The following is a 17,651-nucleotide window of genomic DNA, read 5'->3' as shown; positions in this document are numbered from 1 at the left end:
CCTCAACCGTGGATGGCGTGCCAGACGCGATCGGGCGTCGCCGGCATTTCAAGCTTGTTGTTGCCGATGGCGTCCGTGATCGCGTTGATCACGGCAGCCGAGGCGCCGATCGCGCCGGCTTCGCCGCAGCCCTTGACGCCGAGCGGGTTGCCCGGACACAGCGTCGTGGTGTGGGAGAGCTGGAACGACGGCAGGTCGTCGGCGCGCGGCATGGTGTAATCCATGAACGACGCGGTCACGAGCTGACCGGTGTCGTCATAGACCGCGCCTTCGAGCAGCGCCTGGCCGATGCCCTGTGCGAGGCCGCCATGGACCTGGCCTTCGACGATCATCGGGTTGATCAGCCGGCCGAAGTCGTCGGCTGCGACGAAGTCGACGAAGGAGGTCTTGCCGGTGCCCGGATCGACCTCGAGCTCGCAGATATAGGCGCCGGCCGGGAAGGTGAAGTTGGTCGGGTCGTAGAACGCCGTCTCCTTCAGGCCGGGCTCCATGCCGTCAGGCAGATTGTGCGCGGTGTAGGCGGCGAGTGCGACCATCGGCAGCGCGATCGACTTGTCGGTGCCGGTGACCTTGAACTCGCCATTCTCGATCACGATGTCGCTCTCGGACGCCTCGAGCGCATGCGCCGCGATCTTCTTGGCTTTGGCCTCGACCTTCTCCATCGCCTTCACGATCGCCGTACCGCCGACCGCGAGCGAGCGCGAGCCGTAGGTGCCCATGCCGAACTGCACCTTGTCGGTGTCGCCATGGACGATCGAGACCTGGCTGATCGGAACGCCCAGGCGTTCTGAAATCAACTGCGCGAACGTCGTTTCGTGGCCCTGGCCGTGGCTGTGCGAGCCGGTGAGCACCTCGATGGTGCCGACCGGATTGACGCGGATTTCCGCCGATTCCCAGAGACCGACGCCGGCGCCGAGACTGCCGACCGCCTTTGACGGCGCGATGCCGCAGGCCTCGATGTAGCAGGAGACGCCGATGCCGCGCAGCTTGCCACTGGCTTTCGCCTTGGCCTTGCGGGCCGGGAAGCCGGCATAGTCGATCGCCTTCATTGCGGCATCGATCGAGGCGTGGAAGTCGCCGATGTCATACGCCATGATGACGGGCGTCTGATACGGGAACGTGGTGATGAAGTTCTTCTTGCGCAACTCGGTCGGATCGACCTTCAACTGCCGCGCCGCAGTCTCCATCATCCGCTCGACCAGAAAGCTCGCCTCGGGGCGGCCTGCGCCGCGATAGGCGTCGACCGGTGTGGTATTGGTGTAGACGGCGATCACCTCAGCGTAAATCGCCGGAATCACATACTGGCCCGACAGCAGCGTCGCGTAGAGATAGGTCGGGACCGCCGAAGAGAACAGCGACATATAGGCGCCGAAATTGGCATGGGTCTTCACCCGCAGGCCAAGGATCTTGTTGTCCTTGTCGAACGCCATCTCTGCCTTCGAGACATGGTCGCGGCCATGCGCGTCGGTGAGGAAGGCTTCGGAGCGGTCGCCGGTCCACTTCACCGGGCGGTTGACCTTCTTCGAGGCCCACAGCGCCACCATTTCTTCCGGATAGATGTAGATCTTGGAGCCGAAGCCGCCGCCGACGTCGGGGGCGATCACGCGCAGCTTGTGTTCCGGTGCGATGTTGTAGAACGCCGACAGCACGAGGCGGGCGACGTGCGGGTTCTGGGACGTGGTGTAGAGCGTGTAGTGCTCTTCGGCCTGATCGTAATGCGCGACCGCCGCGCGGGGCTCCATCGCGTTCGGCACCAGGCGGTTGTTGGTGAGTTCCAGCGTCACCACATTGGCCGCCTTGCTGAAGGCGTCGCCGACCGCGGCTTCGTCACCGATGTGCCAGTCATAGATGATATTGCCGGGGGCTTCGGGATGCAGTTGGGGTGCGCCCGGCTTGATCGCGGCCTTGATGTCGGCTGCGGCGGGAAGCTCTTCATAATTGACGACGACAGCTTCGGCGGCGTCTTTGGCCTGGTTCTTGGTCTCGGCGATCACGACCGCGACCGCCTGTCCGACAAAGCGCACGGTCTCCGGCGCCATCGCCGGCCACGCGCCCATTTTCATCGGCGAACCGTCCTTCGAGGTGATTGCCCAGCCGCAGATCAGATTGCCGACCTTGTCGTCGACGATCTGTTGCCCGGTCAGCACCGCGATCACGCCGGGCATCTTCATGGCCTCGGTTGAATCGATGCCCTTGACCTTGGCATGTGCATGCGGGCTGCGGATGAAGTGAGCGTAGCTCATGCCCACCATCTTGACGTCGTCGACGTAACGACCCTGGCCGGTAATGAACCGGCGATCTTCCTTGCGCACGACGCGTGCGCCAATACCTTCAACACCCATGGTCTGGTCCTCCCGACCGGAGATTCGTTTTGCCGCCGTTTCCATCGAGACTGGCGGTGATGAGCTTGATCGTGTGTGCTGCGTGGGCCGGCTATTCGGCGGCCTGCGCGACCTTCATGCGGCCGGCTGCATCGAGCACCGACTTGACGATGTTGTGGTAGCCGGTGCAGCGGCAGATGTTGCCTTCTAGCTCGTGGCGAACCGTTTCCTCGTCGAGCTTGCCACCATGGCGGTGCACGATATCGACCGCGGACATGATCATGCCGGGGGTGCAATAGCCGCACTGCAGGCCGTGATTGTCGCGGAACGCCGCCTGCATCGGGTGCAGTTCGTCGCCCTTGGCGAGGCCTTCGATCGTGGTGACGTTGGAGCCCGCGGCCTGGCCGGCCAGCATGGTGCAGGATTTGACCGCCCGTCCATCGACATGGACGACGCAGGCGCCGCACTGGCTGGTATCGCAGCCGACATGGGTGCCGGTGAGGTTCAGATTTTCGCGCAAGAGGTGCACGAGGAGGGTTCGGTCCTCAACGTCGACCGAGACCGCCTTGCCGTTTACCGTCAATTTGACTGTAGACACGCGTTTCTCCCAATAGCTTCGTTATGGGCCCAGTAGATCACGCTTCATGTGGGGCGTAACCGCGATCAAAGTCGTAGTCGCGGCCCTGTCATGAAGGCGCCGGGCTGTGTTTCCGATCCTAGCAGGCGGCCGTTCAATGAGCAATTTGCAAGCTGGCAGCGACGTGCTCCGGCGCGATCAAATTGCGCTGCGGCGCAAGCGATTCTCGGCAGGCTGACGGTGCTCGCAACGTGCCGAAAATCGTCGCCGTGATTGCTACTACCTTCCGCCTATAACGGCGCAAAAGCGTTGCTGTCATTTTCATCGCCGACGCAGCGACAGAGATCGCTGGTTCATGAAATTGGGTAGCGATCCGCGCGCGCGATGCATCCATCGCGGCAACGAAACCATATTGGAGGAAGCCAATGAAGCTGAGGAGCGGGATTTTCTTTGCCGGTGTGTCACTGGTCGCCATGGTGATGGCAGGCATTGGTGCGTCGAGAGCCAATGATTCCGTCGTGAAGGCGGCGTCCGATCCCAACGGATGGGCGATCGCAGGCCACGACTACGGCAATACGCGCTTCAGCCCGCTGAAGCAGATCAATTCCGAGAATGCCGGCAAGCTGCAGCTGGTCTACTCGCTGTCGCTGGCTTCGCTGCGATCCAACGAGTCTTCGCCGGTCGTGATCGGCAGGACACTGTACGTGTCGACCTCGTGGGGTCCGAAATACGTCTATGCGATCGATGCAGCGACCGGCGCGCGCAAATGGACCTGGCAGCCCGATATTCCCGATGACGTGCTTCAATACGCCTGCTGCGACGTCAACAGCCGCGGCGTGTCCTACGCCGACGGCAAGATTTTTGTCGGCCGGCTCGACGGCAAGCTGACCGCGCTCGACGCCGAGACCGGCAAGGAGCTCTGGACCTCGACGGTGGTCGACTACAAGCAGGGCTCGGTCATCACCTCGCCGCCGCTCGTGGTTCGCGACAAGGTGATCACCGGATTCGGCGGCGGCGAATACGGCGTCCGCGGCTCGTTGCAGGCGTTCTCGCTCAAGGACGGCAAGCTGCTCTGGCAGACCTACACGGTGCCGGCGCCCGGCGAACCCGGCAGCGACACCTGGAAGGGCGACACCGGGCTGCATGGCGGCGGCGCCGCCTGGCTGGTCGGCTCCTACGACGCCAAGTCCGACACGGTCTACTGGGGTACCAGCAATCCGGGACCGTGGAATACCGCGGTGCGCTCCACCGGCGACGGCAATTTCGGCAAGCTGACCAACCTCTACACCGCCTCGACGCTGGCGATCGATCCCAACACCGGCAAGATCAAGTGGCACATCCAGGGCACGCCGGCCGACGCCTGGGACTATGACGGCGTCAACGAGCTGCTGCTCGCCGACCTGAAGATCAAGGGCAGTGAAACGCCCGTTCTGATGAAGGCGGACCGCAACGGCTTCTTCTTCGTGGCCAACCGCGAAACCGGCAAGATGATCTCGGCCGAGAAGTATGTCTTCGCCAACTGGGCCAAGAAGTGGGACATCAACACGATGCGGGCGGAAGAGGATCCGGACAAGCGTCCGGGCCCCGGCCATCCCGCCAAGGACATCTGCCCGAACCTGATCGGCGGCAAGAACTGGCAGCCGATGTCGTTCAACCCGGAGACTGGCTTGGTCTATATCCCGACCAACAATGTCTGCATGGACTGGTCGGTCAGCGACGTGAACTACAAGCGTGGCGTGTTCTATCTCGGCGCCGAATTCCCGACCAAGGAAGGCCCCGGCGGCTTCCTCGGCGAGCTGGTGGCCTGGGATCCCGTCGCCAACAAGAAGGTGTGGGGCATCAAGGAAGACCTGCCCTTCAACGGCGGCACGCTGACGACGGGCGGCAATCTCGTCTTCTCCGGCAATCTGCACGGTGACTTCCGCGCTATCGATGCCAAGAACGGCAAGGTCGTGTGGAGCAAGAACCTCGGCAGCGGCATCGGCGCCGGTCCGGTGACCTATTCGGTCGACGGCAAGCAGTATGTCGCGATCGTGGTCGGACGCACCGCGGCGCTGCCGGCCTTCCTCGGTGACATCGGCAAGAAGATGGTTGCCGCGGCGCCCGAAGGCGGCTCGCTGTTCGTGTTCGCCCTGCAGTAATGCATCGTCCAAGGAGGCAGCATTGTCCGTGTCCTGCATCAACCGGAACGAAGTGTCCAAATGTGCGCGCGGCGCCCAGTTGGGAAGGGCGATCCGGGCCGTGCTGCTCTCCACCGCGCTGCTCGCGCCGGCCCTGTCGGCCGGCGCGGACGAGGCCAAGCCGCCGCTGCGGCTCTGCGCCGACCCGACCAACCTGCCGTTCTCGAGCGACGATCCGGGCAAGCCCGGCCTCTATCTCGAGATCGGCCAGGCGGTGGCGCAAAGGCTCGGCCGCACGGTGAGCACCAATTGGTACAAGTCCTATTTCGGCAAGCGCACCGTGCGGGAGACGCTGCTCAGCAAGCAGTGCGACGCCATGGTCGGCCTGCCGCTGATCGACGATTTCATGGGTCCGGCCGTGATCTTCTCGAAGCCGATCGCCCATGAAGGCTATGCGCTGGTCGGCGCCAAAGATCGCAAGCTTGCCGGCGTCGACGACCTCAAGGGATTGCGGGTTGCGGTGCAGTATCAGTCGACGCCGCAGAACCTGCTGGCGCTGCGTGACGAGATCCAGAAGGTCACCGTGCTGAGCCCCGAGGAGGGCATGGCGGCGCTCGATCAGGGCAAGGTGGACATCGCCTTCATCTGGGCGCCGGTGGCGGGCTGGCTGAACAAGACCAACTATGGTGACAAGTATCAGATCGTGTCGACCGAGGGCGACGGCTTGCTGTGGGCGACCGCGATCGGCTTCGCCAAGGCGTCCGGCGCCCTGCGCGATGAAGTCGACGCCGTGCTTCCGTCGCTGCGGGCGGACATTTCCGCCCTGTTCGCCAAATATGGTGTGCCGAACGGCGCGCCGGTGAAGTTCGGCCAGGCGGCCCCGGCGACGACGTCGTCCGTCGGGGCAGGCGAACCCGTCACGGTCGGGCAGGCGGTCGCGCCCGAGAAACCGGTTCAGACCGCGGCGGCGACCGGGGATGCCAAGGGGGATGCCATGGCGGGGCGGGAGGTCTTCAACGGCACCTGCGCCCATTGCCATGGCCCGGACGCGGTGCAGGCCGAGCGGAAGATCGATCTCAGGCTGCTGAAGAAGCGCTATGCTGACGACATGGAATCGACCTACTGGAAGACGGTCCATGACGGGCGGCCAGCCAAGGGCATGCCGGCCTGGAAGGATGTCTTCAGCGACGACGAGCTCAGAAACGTATATGCCTATCTGCAGAGCGTGCAGGATACCGGCGGATCGAACTAGCCGCGGCCATCGGCGATTGGAGCGTTTTCGAGCGAAGTGGATACCGGTTCGCGTGAAGAAAACGCGTCAGAACATGAATCGAGAGCCCCGTTCCGATGTAATCGGAACGGAAATGGCTCTAGCAGTGCGAGGGTCCTCATGATGGGGTTCCTGATCATCGACGATCACCCTCTGTTTGGCGAGGCGCTTGGCAATGCCATCCGCATCTCGCACCCGGATGCCCGAATCTATGAGGCGACCTCGATCAAGGGGGCGCTCGGCATCCTCGCCAGCGAGCCGAATATCGATCTGGCGCTGCTCGATCTGCTGTTGCCCGATGTGGTCGGCTTCTCGGGCTTCCAGAAGATTCGGGATCGCTATCCGCGGCTGCCGATCGCCATCGTCTCGAGCGAGGAGGACAAGCACACCATCCGCGAGGCCCTGGAGATGGGCGCGGTCGGCTATCTGCCGAAGTCGACCTCGCTCGGCGAGCTCTCGCAGGCGATCGCGCGGGTGCTGAGCGGGTCGGTCTCGGCGCCGCGGGATTTCGTCGCGGTCGGCGCGCTGGACCAATCCGAGACGGCGCGGACGCTGCGCGAGCGGATCCAGAAGCTGACGCCGCAGCAAATCCGTGTGCTGCATCTGATCATCCGCGGCCTGCAGAACCGCGAGATCGCCTCCGAGCTCAAGCTCGCGGAATCCACCGTGAAGGCGCATGTGACCGAGATCCTGCGCAAGCTGAAGCTGTTCAGCCGCAACAAGGCGATCATCGAGCTCGGCAAGATCCCGCTTCCCGTCCCCGACACCTGCGTGGGCACGAAGGCGGAGAAGGCGCCCTAGGCTTGCTGCACTGCGAGGCACGCGCATTGAAGGTCGCCCCTATAGGCTGCCGGTCGGCTTTGGGATAACCTCGTGCGCACAATGGCTGTCATCAGCGATCCGAGGGAGGACGGCGCAGCATTGACCACGACCGCGCCCCTAGCGGACGAGCCGCCGCTCGGCAAGGCGGGTGCCCCTCGACTGCTGATCGTCGAGGATCACCCGCTGTTCCGTGCCGCCCTGATCGGCGTGATCGGGGCCGAGTTTCCCGATGCCGAGGTGCTGCAGGCGACCTCGATCGACGGTGCGCTGGATGTGATTGCCGCGCGCGACGGCCTCGATTTGATCCTGCTCGATCTGTCGATGCCCGGGACCACGGGCCTGCTCGGCGCCTACCGGGTGCGTGCCGCAGCGCCGCGCAGTGCGCTGGTGATCGTGTCGGCGCATGACGATTCCCGGATCATCGGCGGGGCGATCTCGCTCGGCATTTCCGGCTTCATCCCGAAGTCGACGCCGAAGGTCGAGCTGGCGCGGCTGTTGCGCGGCATCCTCGAAGGCGCGGTGTGCCTGCCAACCCGCTTCCGCGACACCGCCGCCGCGCGGAAGGGCCAGGCCGAGACGCGCGAACTGATGCAGCATCTCGGCCAGTTCACCGCGCAGCAGCTTCGCGTGCTGGACATGATCTGCCGCGGGCTGCAGAACAAGCACATTGCCTATGAGCTCGATATCTCGGTGACCACCGTGAAGGTGCATGTCTCGGAGATCCTGCGGAAGCTCGGCGTGCGAAGCCGGACCGAGGCGATCATCGCGATGTCGAAGCTCGACTTCGGCAAGCACGACCACGCGCCGGTGACGGCGTCGCCGTCACGCGGCGCCTCCTCATAGCCGCGCGGCTGACTGTTCCGCCGCCAGCAGGAACGACAGCAGCGAGCGCATCTCGGCGGGCTTGATCGGCTTCTTCAACAGCTCATGGCCGTAGGCCGACACGTCGGAGGCGGCCTTGGCCGAGTAGTCGGCGGTCACGATGATCGCCGGAACCTTGGCGTTGATCTCGCCGCGGATCACGTCGACGGCCTGGATGCCGGTCTCGCCATTGTCGAGGTGCAGATCGGCGATGATGGCGTCGGGAATGCCGTCGAGCGCGTGGATGCGCTCCAGCGCCTCGGTCTTGGAGATCGTCACCGCGACGTCGCAGCCCCATTTCTCCAGCAGGTGGGCGAGACCCTCGGCGCTCGAGAGGTCGTTCTCGATCAGCAGGATTTTTGCGCCCTCCATGCCGCCATAGCGATAGTCGACGCTGGCCTGCTCGCGCACCGGGATCGCAACCGGATCGAGGGTGCGCGGCACGGTGACCGAGAACACCGAGCCCTTGCCGGCGCGCGAGTTCAGCCTGATGTCATGGCCGAGCAGGTCGGCAAACCGCCGCACGATCGAAAGGCCGAGCCCGATACCCGCCTTGTCGCCGGCACTGGCTTCGCCGCGCTGAAACTCGACGAAGATGGCCTCGCGCTGGGCTTCCGGGATGCCCGGCCCGGTGTCGTGCACCTCGATGCAGATATCCTCGCCCTTGAGACGGCATCCCATCAGCACGGTGCCGCGCTGGGTGTAGCGCAGCGCGTTGGCCACAAGGTTCTGCAGGATCCGGCGCAGCATCAGCGGATCGGAGCGCACCACCGCGGATGACGGCATGATCTTGAAGCCGAGGTTGCGCTTGGCGGCGGTCGCCACGAATTCCTGCTCCAGCGGCTCGAACAGCGAGGCGATCGCGACCGGGCCGAACTCGGGCCGGAGCACGCCCGCATCGAGCTTCGAGATGTCGAGCAGCGTCCGCAGCATGTCCTCGAGCGTCGCCAGCGAACGGTCGATCTGGTCGGTCAGCGCGACGCTCTTGGGCTCGGGCGCCATTTCGGTCAGCGCAGACAGCGTCAGCCTTGCCGCGTTCAGCGGCTGCAGCAGGTCGTGCGTCACCGAAATCAGCACCGATGATTTCAGCGAGCTTGCCGCCTCGGCCTGCTGCTTGGCCTGCAGCAGGCGTCCATTGGTCTTTTCCAGCGATTGCAGCGCCTGCTTGAGCTGCTTGGTGCGGTCGCGGACCTGCTGATCGAGCGCAATCGCGGTCTCGAACAGCGAGAACGCGTTGAGCTGCTGATCGGTCGAGCGTTCGACGCGCGACATCAGCGCCGCGTTGATCTTGCGCAGCTTCTCGGCCTCGCGTTCGAGCGTCGCAATTCGCGTGGTCTTGGTGTCGGTCATTGCGGCGCGACAGCCCGCTTGCCGATGGCGATGCCGGTCAGCGTCTGGTTGACATGCATGGAGCGATACTGCTCGCCATAGGTCTGAAAGCCAATCACTTTGTTGCGGCGATAGAGCTCCGACATCTCTCGCGACAGCTGGCGCTGCTCGACATCGAGCCGGCGCAGCACGCATTCGAAGCCGATGAACATCGAAACCTCGCCAAGATCCTCGGTCAGCTCCTCGAGCAGGCGGCTGGTCACGTCGATCGGATCGCGCTCGCGCGCCACCGTCAGCACCATGCCCTCGTCGATGGCGCAGAAGAATTGCAGCGATCCGTCCGGATTGGTGCGCTGGATCGACCGCGCGTAATAGGCGCCGCCGACGCGGACCAGGACCGGATGCGCGGCGAAGGAGAACAATTCGAGCTTGCTGTCGCTGAGGCCGACGGCGCGGGAATATTCCAGCGCGGCCGGCTCGGCATTCAATTCCTTGACGATACGGTGCTCGGTATCAGCCTCGGTCACCACCATCTTGGTCGAGGTCGGCTCGAAATGGTCGCACTTGAACAGGCGGAACGGCAGCCGGGTCCGGATCAGGATCAGGACGGCGGCGTCGGTATGGGCCTCGCCGCCATGGAATACCCAGGACTTCTCGAAGCGCAGACCGTCGCCGGCCGAGCCGCCGACCACCGGAATGTCGCCGAGCGCTGCATAGATCGCCGACATAATGGTCTCTTCGCGCTGGCACATGCCGTCGATGAAGAGCAGCCCGAAGGAATCCTCGGTGTGGTCGCAGTGCTCGGTGCGCTGCGCGAATTCGTTCTGCAACTCGGTGCAGATCGAGCGGCCATGATCGACCCTGAAGGTCGCGAGGTCGAACAGCGGCCGCGCCGCGATGACGAAATCGGCTGCGTTGAAGCCCATCGCGACGACGCTGTCCTCGTCCCAGCCACCGGGCGACAATTCGCCGGCTGTGGTGCAGCCGAAGATCGGAACGTCGGGCATCCGGCGGGACAGTTCGGCAATGAATTCCTGAGGGTCATAGAACGGCGACACGAACACCACGAGCATCGCGAGATCAGCTGACGCCAATTGGCGCGCGATCTCGTCGGCTGCTTGCAGCGGCCCGTCGGTCTTTGCCTGCACCACGACAATGCTGTCGGTGGCGCTGCCGTTCTCCTTCGCCAAAGGCGTTCTCCCTGAGCAGAATTTTTTGTTTTTCTTGGCGCGGCCGGTTGAGGCAGCGCGGGTCGTAAGGGCATACGGGCCATGCCGCGATTGGTTGCGGTCAGGCCCGCCGATAAATTCTAGGTCGTGAGGGGGAATGTCATTGGCCGGACTTTGCCGGCAGCTTCGCTCGCCGCAAGCGCCAACGGCGCCGGTCGACGCGATGACATGGGACACCTCCCGATGTGTTCTCCTGGCCCGGGCAGGGACAGGTTTGATCGGTTCTAAACTATCGGGCCGGTCCCGCGCGTCAATCACCAAGCCCACCCTCCTGGCCCGACCAAGGTAGTAGCGTGCCGATTCAGGCGAACTTGTTGCCCATTTACCGGGCCTTATCGATTCTGCCTTAGTTTTGCCCTCCGGGGTCTGGGGCGGGTTGCTGCCGGACCCCGCGTGGTTTTCAGAATGAAGACGGGGGGTGGAATGCCGGGACTCAAGCGATCGCTCTCGATCAGGTTCCCAACCCTCAGATTCCGCGCCAAGATCATGCTCGGCTTTGCCGTCACGCTGGCGCTCTCGGCCGCCACCATGGGCTTCGCCTATATGGGCTTCGAGCGGGTCTCCGCCGGCGTCGGCTCCTATCGCCAGAGCGTCGCGGAAGCCGATCTCGCCCGCAACATCGACCGCGAACTGATCTCCTACCGCTCGCTGGCACGCTACTACGTCGCGACCGGCAAGGAGGACGACGCCAAAGCGGCGCTCGCCGCCGAAGCCAGCCTGAAGGACGCCATCATGGCGTCGATGAAGGGCACCACCAACCCGGCCCGGCTCGACCAGATCACCAAGCTGGAGCGTGAATTCCGCGCCTTCACCAAGATCTTTGCCGAGATCGTCCGGATCAAGGACGAGAGCGCGCAGACCGCGCAGAACAGGCTGGTCCGCAGCGCCACCTCGATGCGCTACAAGCTCGACGACCTCCCGAGCAATGCCGATGATTCCGAGCTGCAGTCGATCCAGTTCGGCGCCAAGAAGGTGGCCGACCAACTGCAGTCGATCACCGGGGCGGTCAACACCTTCGTCGTCAACGGCGACAAGACCGTCGCCTCCAGCGCGCTGGCCCGGCTGAAATTCGCCGACAATCTGGTGAAGGGGATCACCTCGCAGAACGAGCGGATCACCCAAGGGGTGAAGGAAATCACTGCGCTGCTCGAAGAATATCGCGAGGCGCTCGCCAAGCTGATCGCCAATGCGAAGGCGATCGACGAATTGACCGTCGAGATGACGGAATCCGCGGCCGCGATCAGCCAGGGCGCGGCGGCGATGAAGTCCGATCTATTTGCCGACCAGAAGCGGCTTGAAAGTGAATCGCACACGATGATCGGCGACACCGAGCAGCTGATCCTGATGCTCGCCGCCGGCAGCTTCGTGCTCGGGCTGGTCTGGGCGTTCCTGCTCGGCAAGGGCATTTCGCGGCCGATCGCGGCGATGTGTGCGGCGATGCGCGAACTTGCGGCGGGCAATTTCGATGTCGTGCTGCCCGGCCTCGGCCGCCGTGACGAGCTCGGCGAGATGGCCGGCGCCGTGGAGGAATTCAAGGTTCAGGCGGTCGCCAAGGCCGAGCGCGATGCCGCGACCCAGGAAGCGCAGAACAAGGCGAGCGCCGCGGCGCGGCGCACCGAGCTGATTCGTTTTGCCGACGAATTCGAATCCGCCGTCGGCGCGATCGTTTCCAACGTGTCGGCTTCCGCCGTGCAGCTCGAGTCGGCCGCTGGCACGCTGACCCGGACTGCGGAGACCACGCAGAACCTGTCCAGCCAGGTCGCCGGCTCCTCCGAGGAGGCCTCCAGCAACATGCAGTCGGTGGCTTCGGCGACCGAGGAATTGTCCGCATCCGTCGACGAGATCGGCCGCCGCGCCAAGGAATCCAGCCAGATCGCCGATTCCGCCGTGCGTCAGGCCGAGCAGACCGATGCGCGGATAGGCAAGCTCTCGCGTGCCGCGCAGGAGATCGGCGACGTGGTCAAGCTGATCACGGCGATCGCCGAGCAGACCAATTTGCTGGCGCTGAACGCCACCATCGAGGCCGCCCGCGCGGGCGATGCGGGCCGCGGCTTCGCGGTGGTCGCCTCCGAGGTGAAATCGCTGGCGAGCCAGACCGCCAGGGCCACCGACGAGATCTCCAGCCACATCGCGGGCATGCAGGCCGCGACGCAGGAATCCGTCGTCGCGATCAAGGAGATCGGCGGCACCATCGGGCAGATCTCCGGGATCGCGACCAACATCGCGAGCTCGGTCGAGCAGCAGAGCGCGGCAACGCAGGAGATCGCGCGCAGCGTGCAGAACGTCGCACAGGGCACCCAGGAAACCGCATCGAGCGTCACCCAGGTCAACCGCGGCGCCACCGAGACGGGAGCGGCCTCCGAAGAGGTGCTGAACTCGGCACGCTCGCTGTCGGTCGAAAGCTCGCGGCTGCGCGAGGAGCTCGACCGTTTCATGGCGAATATCCGCGCGGCGTAAGCGCGCTGGCCTATCAATTATCGTCGTCCCGGCGCAGGCCGGGACCCATAACCACCACTCATTATTGTTGTACGTGCAATTCGCCGCGCGCCCATTGCCATGGCCGCGGGTCCCGGCCTTCGCCGGGACGACAAAACCGATCCCGCTCCAACTGTTCTCTGTGATACGGCTGTTTTCCTTGCTTTTCCGCATTGCGGGAACCCTGGCCGGCCTGCGGCGTTGACGTCGCGTGGCGGGCACACCGTTTGCCGCAATCCTGGGAGAGTGAACCTTGGAACACATCGTTCCGGGGTTTTTCTCATTGGTCCAATCTGATGAACTTGCAGCGGACACAATTGAGCTCTGCGAAAACGACGGACGGGACTGCGTCGCCAGTTGCACAGAGCGACGATCGCGTCATCGAGACCTCGATCCCGCTTCGGCTCGACAATCTCAGCTGGAGCGGCTTCCACACCCGCGTCGTGCTGGCGCTCGGCATCACCTGGATTCTCGACGGGCTCGAAGTGACACTGGCCGGTGCGCTGTCGGGCGCGCTGAAGGACAGCCCGGCGATGCACTTCACCAACGCCGATGTCGGCCTTGCCAGCAGCGCCTATCTCGCCGGCGCCGTGCTCGGCGCGCTCGGCTTCGGCTGGCTCACCGACCGGATCGGGCGCAAGAAGCTGTTCTTCATCACGCTCGCGGTTTACCTCTCGGCGACCGCTGCAACCGCGCTGTCGTGGAACGTCGCGAGCTACGCACTGTTTCGCTTCCTCACCGGTGCCGGCATCGGCGGTGAATACACCGCGATCAACTCGACCATCCAGGAACTGGTGCCGGCGCGCTATCGCGGCTGGACCGATCTCGTCATCAACGGCAGCTTCTGGATCGGCGCCGCGATCGGCGCGCTGAGCGCGATCGTCCTGCTCGATCCCGCATTGCTTGCGCCGGACCACGGCTGGCGGATCGCCTATTTCACCGGCGCGGTGCTTGGCCTCTTCGTGCTGCTGATGCGGATGTGGATTCCAGAAAGCCCGCGCTGGCTGATGATCCATGGCCGCCCGGAAGAAGCTCACAGGATCGTGGCCGATATCGAGACCTCCGTGCTCGGTCACGAGCAGCCGAGCGAAGGCTTCGAGAAAATCAAGCTTCGGATGCGCGATCACACGCCGTTGCGCGAGGTCGCGGTGACGCTGTTCTATACCTATCGGCAGCGCTCGCTGGTCGGGCTGACGCTGATGGCCGCGCAGGCCTTCTTCTACAATGCGATCTTCTTCACTTTCGCACTGATCCTGACCGATTTCTTCGGAATCGCCGCCAGCCATGTCGGCTGGTACATCCTGCCCTTCGCTGCCGGCAACTTCCTCGGCCCGCTGCTGCTCGGCCGCCTGTTCGATACGGTGGGCCGCCGCACCATGATCACGCTGACCTATGGCATCTCCGGCGTGCTGCTTGCGTTGTCCGGCTATCTGTTCTCGATCGGCGTGTTGAGCGCGCAGACCCAGACCATCGCCTGGATGGTGATCTTCTTCTTTGCGTCGCCGGCGGCGAGCGCCGCCTATCTCACCGTCAGCGAGACGTTTCCGCTGGAGGTCCGCGCGCTCGCGATCGCCGTCTTCTATGCCGTTGGCACCGGCATCGGCGGCGTGATCGGGCCGGCGCTGTTCGGCGCGCTGATCGACACCGGATCGCGCAGCAGCGTGTTCGCCGGCTACCTCCTGGGGTCGGCACTCATGATGGTCGCCGCAGCCGTCGCGTGGCGCTATGCCGTCGCGGCCGAGCGAAAATCGCTCGAATCTGTCGCGCGACCACTGGCATTTGTGGAGTAGACTAGGATGAAGCATGATTTGGCCGAAATGCCTGTGGATGATGATATCACCCCTGACCACGCGACCGACAGCGTGCCGGCGCCGGCGCCGGCGTCGCTGATCCCGCCGCTGCGACAGACCGCGGTGCTGCTCGATATCGACGGCACGCTGCTCGATTTCGCGCCGACGCCGCGCGAGGTCTGGGTACCGCCGGAGTTGTCGACGACGCTGAAGCGATTGCATGAGCGCACCAACGGCGCGCTGGCGCTGGTCAGCGGCCGCTCGCTCAACGACATCGACCTGATCTTCGCGCCCGACCAGTTTCCCGCGATCGGCGGCCATGGCGCCGAGATGCGGTTGCAGCCAGACAGCGAGGCGGTCGCCGCGCACGCGCCGCCGCTGGACAAGGAATTGAAGCGCCGTCTCGCCGCGATCGCCAAGCTCAGCCCCGGCATTCTGCTCGAGGACAAGGGCTATTCGCTGGCGCTGCACTATCGGCTGGCGCCGCATGCGGAGAAGGCGATCTATGAAGCGGTGTCGCTGATCCGCGCCGAGCTGCCGAATGCGCCGATCGAGGTGCTGCCGGGCAACAGTGTCTGCGAGATCAAGAATTCCGGCTTCACCAAGGCGACCGGTGTGCTCGAGCTGATGACGCATGAGCCGTTCAGGGGACGCCGCCCGTTCTTTATCGGCGACGACGTTACCGATGAGACCGTGTTCGGCATCATGCCCGATTTCAATGGTCTCGCATTCTCCGTCGGCCGCCGCGCAACCGGCGTCGCCGGACATTTCGACCGGCCGAGCGATGTGCGTGAATTCCTCGCGCGTCTGCTCGACGACGATAGGGACGTCAGCCTGTCCTAACCAAATCATCTGCATCGCACGTCGCGTCGCGCACTCCTGAATGCGGTTGTTTTGCGTCGTGACGTGCATCTCGCATTGATTTTTCTTTTCGCGAGTTCCCGCGAGTTCCGTGCGCGTTCGCCAGAATTTGGTTTCAATTGGGAGATTCCTTGATCAGGAACCATCTTGATGAATGGTTGTTAATACGCGAGTTGACCAACAGGAGGGGACCTGGTGAACCTCGTCGTCGTATCGAACCGCGTCTCGCGCGGAAAACCCAATGAACCCATGACGGGGGGGCTGGCTGCGGCATTGTTGCCGGTGGTGGAAAAGACAGGGGCAATATGGGTCGGTTCCAGCGGACGTGTCCGCGACGGGAACCACAAGGAACCTTTCGCAGAAGTCGAAGCTCTCGGTGCGGGCGCGCTGGCGATGCTCGATCTGCCGGCCGCGCACTATGGCGGCTATTACGAAGGCTTTGCCAATTCGGCGCTGTGGCCCGCGATGCATTCGCGCGCCGATCTGATTCGCGCCTCGCACGAGGACTACACGAGCTATCGCGAAGTGAACGCGTTCATGGCGCGCGCGCTGTTGCGCTTCCGCAAGCCCGATTCCGTGTTCTGGATCCAGGACTATCATTTCCTCACGCTCGGCGCCGAGCTGCGCGATCTCGGTGTCACGCAGCCGATCGGCTTCTTCCTGCACACGCCATGGCCGGCGCGCGCGGTGATCGCAGGCGTGCCCAACCATCGCGCGCTGATCGAAGCGATGCTGTCCTACGATTTGATCGGCTTCCAGACCGACGAGGACTGCGAGAACTTCCTGAGCTACGTGCAGCACGAGCTTGCGTTCGAGGTGCGTGACGGCGTCATCAACTCGTCGTTCGGCCACACCCGCGCCGCGGTGTTTCCGATCGGCATCGATCCCGGCAAATTCGCGCAGCAGGCGACCAAGGCGATGATGCATCCCGACGTGACGCGGCTGCGGCGCAGCCTCAACGGCGAGAAGCTCGCGATCGGCGTCGACCGGCTCGACTATTCCAAGGGTCTCGTCAACCGCATCAAGGCGTTCGACAAGATGTGGACGCTGCACCCGGCGCTGAAGCGCTCGGTGTCGCTGCTGCAGATCGCAACGCCCTCGCGCGGCGCGATCGAGGCTTACGGCAATCTGCAGAGCGAGGTGGCGAAGCTCGTCACCGACGTCAATGGCGAGCATGGTGAGGTCGACTGGACCCCGATCCGCTACCTCAACAAGGGCTTTGGCCAGGGCGTGCTCGCAGGCCTCTACCGCACCGCGCAGGTCGGTGTGGTGACGCCGCTGCAGGACGGCATGAACCTCGTCGCCAAGGAATATGTCGCAGCCCAAAATCCGGCGGATCCCGGCGTGCTGGTGCTGTCGAAATTCGCCGGCGCGGCGAACGAACTCGACGCTGCGCTGCTGGTCAATCCGCACGACATCGACGGCATGGCGCGCACCTTGGCGACGGCGCTCGCGATGCCGCTGACCGAGCGGCGGATGCGCTGGGAAGCCATGATGGAGAAGCTCAACAGCGGCACCATCCAGCAATGGTTCGCGGATTTCATCGAGGCGCTGCAGGATACGCACAGTGCGGGAAACGCGGCGCTGCCTGAGCCACCAAGCCTGTGGCCGCGCCGCACGGCGGATCTTGCCGCGCGATATCACTAGTCGCATCGCATAGCAGGATGGGCACGTTTGCGCTTGCCCGTCCTCGTGCATCGTCGTCGTCCGATTCAACTGTCAAACAGCATGTTCGGTGTCATCACCCGCGCATGCGGATGATCCAGTATTCCAGAGACAGGGGTGCTTGAACCGAGAGGTCGCGGCGTACTGGATCGCCCGGTCAAGCCGGGCGATGACAGCTGTGGTGGGGACGCAGCTTCACGTTCTCGCGACATGATCCGCCCGAGCTTTGCATTTCGTTCCGCCCTCTCGTTGAGCAGAGGGCGCAGGGAAAGCCGGGTGCCGATTGCACCCATGGGCCCTGTGCAACAAAAAAGCACAGGGGTAGGACCAC

General features: G+C 64.3%; 13 protein-coding genes. 8 read left to right on the top strand and 5 right to left on the bottom strand.

The window, feature by feature from the left end; translation table 11 throughout:
• Positions 1-2: 2 nt before the first annotated feature.
• The 3 genes from V5279_RS43885 to V5279_RS43875 all read right to left on the bottom strand — a co-directional run bounded on the left by V5279_RS43885 (position 3) and on the right by V5279_RS43875 (position 3,388).
• Positions 3-2,342, bottom strand: a complete 2,340-nt coding sequence (locus tag V5279_RS43885; RefSeq protein ID WP_338693401.1) for a xanthine dehydrogenase family protein molybdopterin-binding subunit — start codon at positions 2,340-2,342, stop codon at positions 3-5.
• 91 nt (positions 2,343-2,433) lie between these two features.
• The gene (locus V5279_RS43880; protein ID WP_338693399.1) at positions 2,434-2,919 is read right to left on the bottom strand and encodes a (2Fe-2S)-binding protein; all 486 of its coding nucleotides are present in this window, start codon (positions 2,917-2,919) and stop codon (positions 2,434-2,436) included.
• A gap of 133 nt (positions 2,920-3,052) precedes the next feature.
• Positions 3,053-3,388: a hypothetical protein gene (locus V5279_RS43875; protein ID WP_338693397.1), complete on the bottom strand. Its 336-nt coding sequence runs from the start codon at positions 3,386-3,388 to the stop codon at positions 3,053-3,055.
• On the opposite strand from V5279_RS43875, the gene V5279_RS43870 reads away from it, so the two are divergent.
• The 4 genes from V5279_RS43870 (at position 3,372) to V5279_RS43855 (ending at position 7,953) form a co-directional block, all read left to right on the top strand.
• Positions 3,372-5,039 (top strand): PQQ-dependent dehydrogenase, methanol/ethanol family, encoded by a 1,668-nt coding sequence (locus tag V5279_RS43870; protein ID WP_338693395.1) that lies wholly within the window; start codon positions 3,372-3,374, stop codon positions 5,037-5,039. The two genes, V5279_RS43875 and V5279_RS43870, sit on opposite strands and share 17 nt — an antisense overlap.
• Before the next feature lie 28 nt (positions 5,040-5,067).
• Positions 5,068-6,270, top strand: coding sequence for a c-type cytochrome (locus V5279_RS43865; RefSeq protein ID WP_338701720.1), 1,203 nt, complete (start codon positions 5,068-5,070; stop codon positions 6,268-6,270).
• Positions 6,271-6,408: 138 nt separating this feature from the next.
• Positions 6,409-7,089, top strand: a complete 681-nt coding sequence (locus V5279_RS43860; RefSeq protein WP_338693393.1) for a response regulator transcription factor — start codon at positions 6,409-6,411, stop codon at positions 7,087-7,089.
• A gap of 81 nt (positions 7,090-7,170) precedes the next feature.
• Positions 7,171-7,953, top strand: a complete 783-nt coding sequence (locus V5279_RS43855; protein ID WP_338693391.1) for a response regulator transcription factor — start codon at positions 7,171-7,173, stop codon at positions 7,951-7,953.
• Here the strand turns inward: V5279_RS43855 and V5279_RS43850 are convergent.
• Positions 7,948-9,321, bottom strand: a complete 1,374-nt coding sequence (locus V5279_RS43850; RefSeq protein ID WP_338693389.1) for a hybrid sensor histidine kinase/response regulator — start codon at positions 9,319-9,321, stop codon at positions 7,948-7,950. The genes V5279_RS43855 and V5279_RS43850 overlap by 6 nt on opposite strands.
• On the bottom strand, positions 9,318-10,490 hold the full coding sequence (locus V5279_RS43845; protein ID WP_414645982.1) for an FIST N-terminal domain-containing protein: 1,173 nt from the start codon (positions 10,488-10,490) through the stop codon (positions 9,318-9,320). Before V5279_RS43845 ends, V5279_RS43850 begins: the two co-directional genes overlap by 4 nt.
• A gap of 462 nt (positions 10,491-10,952) precedes the next feature.
• On the opposite strand from V5279_RS43845, the gene V5279_RS43840 reads away from it, so the two are divergent.
• From V5279_RS43840 to otsA, 4 genes are all read left to right on the top strand, one after another.
• Entirely contained in the window at positions 10,953-12,986 is a 2,034-nt protein-coding gene (locus V5279_RS43840; RefSeq protein ID WP_338693387.1) for a methyl-accepting chemotaxis protein, read from the top strand.
• Between the two features lie 314 nt (positions 12,987-13,300).
• The gene (locus tag V5279_RS43835) at positions 13,301-14,794 is read left to right on the top strand and encodes an MFS transporter (RefSeq protein ID WP_338693384.1); all 1,494 of its coding nucleotides are present in this window, start codon (positions 13,301-13,303) and stop codon (positions 14,792-14,794) included.
• A 6-nt stretch (positions 14,795-14,800) separates the two neighbouring features.
• Positions 14,801-15,637, top strand: coding sequence for a trehalose-phosphatase (gene otsB / locus V5279_RS43830; protein WP_338693381.1), 837 nt, complete (start codon positions 14,801-14,803; stop codon positions 15,635-15,637).
• 213 nt (positions 15,638-15,850) lie between these two features.
• Complete coding sequence (gene otsA, locus V5279_RS43825; RefSeq protein ID WP_338693379.1) at positions 15,851-17,302, top strand: alpha,alpha-trehalose-phosphate synthase (UDP-forming); 1,452 nt, start codon at positions 15,851-15,853, stop codon at positions 17,300-17,302.
• Positions 17,303-17,651: the final 349 nt, after the last annotated feature.

The organism is Bradyrhizobium sp. 26S5, from assembly GCF_036923295.1.
GTDB lineage: Bacteria > Pseudomonadota > Alphaproteobacteria > Rhizobiales > Xanthobacteraceae > Bradyrhizobium > Bradyrhizobium septentrionale.
The sequence above is the reverse complement of the archived record's forward strand: the minus strand, read 5'-3'. Positions and strand labels throughout refer to the sequence as shown.

Coding starts and splice junctions, on each gene's coding strand:
- V5279_RS43850 (WP_338693389.1), bottom strand. CDS start 9,321: ATGACCGACACCAAGACCACGCGAATTGCGACGCTCGAACGCGAGGCC.
- V5279_RS43860 (WP_338693393.1), top strand. CDS start 6,409: ATGATGGGGTTCCTGATCATCGACGATCACCCTCTGTTTGGCGAGGCG.
- V5279_RS43875 (WP_338693397.1), bottom strand. CDS start 3,388: ATGCCTGCCATCACCATGGCGACCAGTGACACACCGGCAAAGAAAATC.
- V5279_RS43855 (WP_338693391.1), top strand. CDS start 7,171: ATGGCTGTCATCAGCGATCCGAGGGAGGACGGCGCAGCATTGACCACG.
- otsB (WP_338693381.1), top strand. CDS start 14,801: ATGAAGCATGATTTGGCCGAAATGCCTGTGGATGATGATATCACCCCT.
- V5279_RS43870 (WP_338693395.1), top strand. CDS start 3,372: ATGGTGATGGCAGGCATTGGTGCGTCGAGAGCCAATGATTCCGTCGTG.
- V5279_RS43840 (WP_338693387.1), top strand. CDS start 10,953: ATGCCGGGACTCAAGCGATCGCTCTCGATCAGGTTCCCAACCCTCAGA.
- V5279_RS43835 (WP_338693384.1), top strand. CDS start 13,301: ATGAACTTGCAGCGGACACAATTGAGCTCTGCGAAAACGACGGACGGG.
- V5279_RS43885 (WP_338693401.1), bottom strand. CDS start 2,342: ATGGGTGTTGAAGGTATTGGCGCACGCGTCGTGCGCAAGGAAGATCGC.